This window comes from Chitinophaga sp. (assembly GCF_036566945.1).
GTDB lineage: Bacteria > Bacteroidota > Bacteroidia > Chitinophagales > Chitinophagaceae > Chitinophaga.
The window spans coordinates 1-2179 of record NZ_DATCVJ010001101.1 but is presented as its reverse complement, the minus strand read 5'-3'; the positions used below and the strand labels follow the sequence as shown (position 1 = coordinate 2179).

The 2179-nt window shown below is 41.0% G+C and carries 2 protein-coding genes; both read right to left on the bottom strand.

From position 1 onward, the window contains the following. Positions 1–1346 (bottom strand): DUF6443 domain-containing protein (locus tag VIP81_RS33055; RefSeq protein ID WP_331972409.1); only part of this gene is annotated, 1346 nt, incomplete at its 3' end. Between the two features lie 46 nt (positions 1347–1392). Further along, a partial coding sequence (locus VIP81_RS33050; RefSeq protein ID WP_331972406.1) for an RHS repeat domain-containing protein occupies positions 1393–2179 on the bottom strand: 787 nt, incomplete at its 5' end.

Here is a 2179-nt window from a genome sequence, read left to right as displayed (position 1 = left end):
ACTCCTATGCCATCGTTTAAGGTTGCATTAATTAGTACTTCTATCTCTTTACCTATCCCCGTATCAAATCCATCTGTCAATGTTACACTATTGGTAGCTTCATACTTATTACGGTCATTCACACTGGTTACCAGGTCCGCTACGCCGGGGAAAGTATAAGAAGTAGAATCAGTGGTATTAAGTACACCATTCATACTAACCTGCAATGCTGCTCTCGTGATCTTCTTTTTATACAATGCCGTTTCAACAGGCCTGTTTAACGCATCATAAAACGTTACCAGCCACTTATCCGCAATTCTCAGATTACCGTCCTGCATAAATACCTGCCTGTCGCGGGTGTCATACACCTTTTCTGTGAAATCTGCACCCGGAACTTTTTTGAATATCATCCGGTTACGTTCATCATAACGATACTGGAAACAAAGTTCGGCTGCTACATTCGTAAGATTCCAGGTACTCACGATATTTTCTACCGCTAGTGGCGGAACTACAAACACCAGATTATTCAGATCATCATAGATATAATAAGTGCATAACCATCCCATATGAGCAGATCCTGGCGTATTATTTAATTGCACTTTCTTAAGCACTACCTTTCCCTCTTTATCTTTAAATTCTATGATCTGGTTACGAGCCTCATCTACTGTAATATTCTTGTAAAGCTGCCCGGCTGCATAAATACCAGTACTGACAGGGAGTCCTCCTGCAGAAGGTATATTCCAGATCCGCACAGAATCGGCCAGCGTATTTATTTGGTATTGCTGCGCAACAGGATGATTTCCTCCGGATTTAGACCAGCTATTACCCGGAGCATAGGAATTAAGCACACGGTTTAATGGAGACGGTTCAAAATCCACCTGGCTATAAAAGATGCTTTCTCCTTTGGAAGATGGGCTTAAAACAGTGTCCTGGTAAAATGCCTTCTGACTATTAAAGGGATCAATTTTGAACTTCCCGTCATTCGTGTTACCCGTTTTAGGAACATAAGGAAGATATCTATATGCCTCTCTCCCAAAAGCATCATACACAACAGGAGATACGATATCCTTTCCTCCTGTGCTAATGCCCTTGGCAACTGTTTGTAAAGGGCGACCAAGGCCATCGAAATACTGCGTGGCTTGTTTTACTTCACTTACGAGACGTCCGGCAGCCTTTACTGCGGTCGTATCGGAAGTAGGCATAGAAGGTTCCCAGGTACGGACATAATTAACTATTGTATTACTATAGCTCGCTGGCACCGCATCTGCGATCGCTGCTTTGCGCGTAATATTTCCATTCGGAACATTTTGAGCGCTCAGTGAAACGGCGTACCATGTGCTAAAAAGGATTAAACAAACGCGCTTCATGCTAAATAGGATATTAAACATATCGAATACTATCAAAGGGATTAAACTATTGGGTTACCGGAACCTGATATTGATAATCGTATTGCTTAAGGATATTGCCGTCCTTATCTTTAATGACTTTCAACCGGTTAAGGCCATCGTACTCATAATAGGATGTTCTTCCATTTGGATCTGTAACACTTGTCACGCCGATAAGTGGAGCAGGAGTATATGAAACTACTGTAGCAAAAGTAGCAGCGATTCCTAAACGAATTTTATTTAATTCAGTCCTCAATTGCAGATCTGTTGGCTCTGTCAGTACTCCAGGATTAATATATGACAATGCTTTATCATACCCGCAGCCCGTTACTTCAGCCACAAGATAGCTTTGATTGTATCCCCACAGAAAAGAGTGTATAACTCCGTCCTTGGTGTAATACTCCAGTAGGTTTCCTTTCTCATCATAACGGCTATACACAATTTCTGTATCCGCAACATTGCTATAAATAGCTTTATCTACACTGCTTGGTAAATATAAATTGGCGGAGGTACGCAAAAAATTGGTTCGTTGACGCATCAGTATTTTATTATTATTGAAATTCGTCTGTTGAATAGTCGGCACTACCATATTACGTGTTATCATCGTGTCATAAACCGCTATACCTTTGTAGTCACTTGGATATGTTCTGGTTGTAACCGTTTCCTCATTTTTGCTATTAATTGTTTTAATTTCAGTTGGCTGCAGGCTAACTCCATTACGATAACCATAAGAAGTAACGGTTTTAAGTGCCTGGGTTCCGCCGGCATATTGCGTAACAATAGTAGAGTCAAGTTGCAACCATGTAGATGAATAA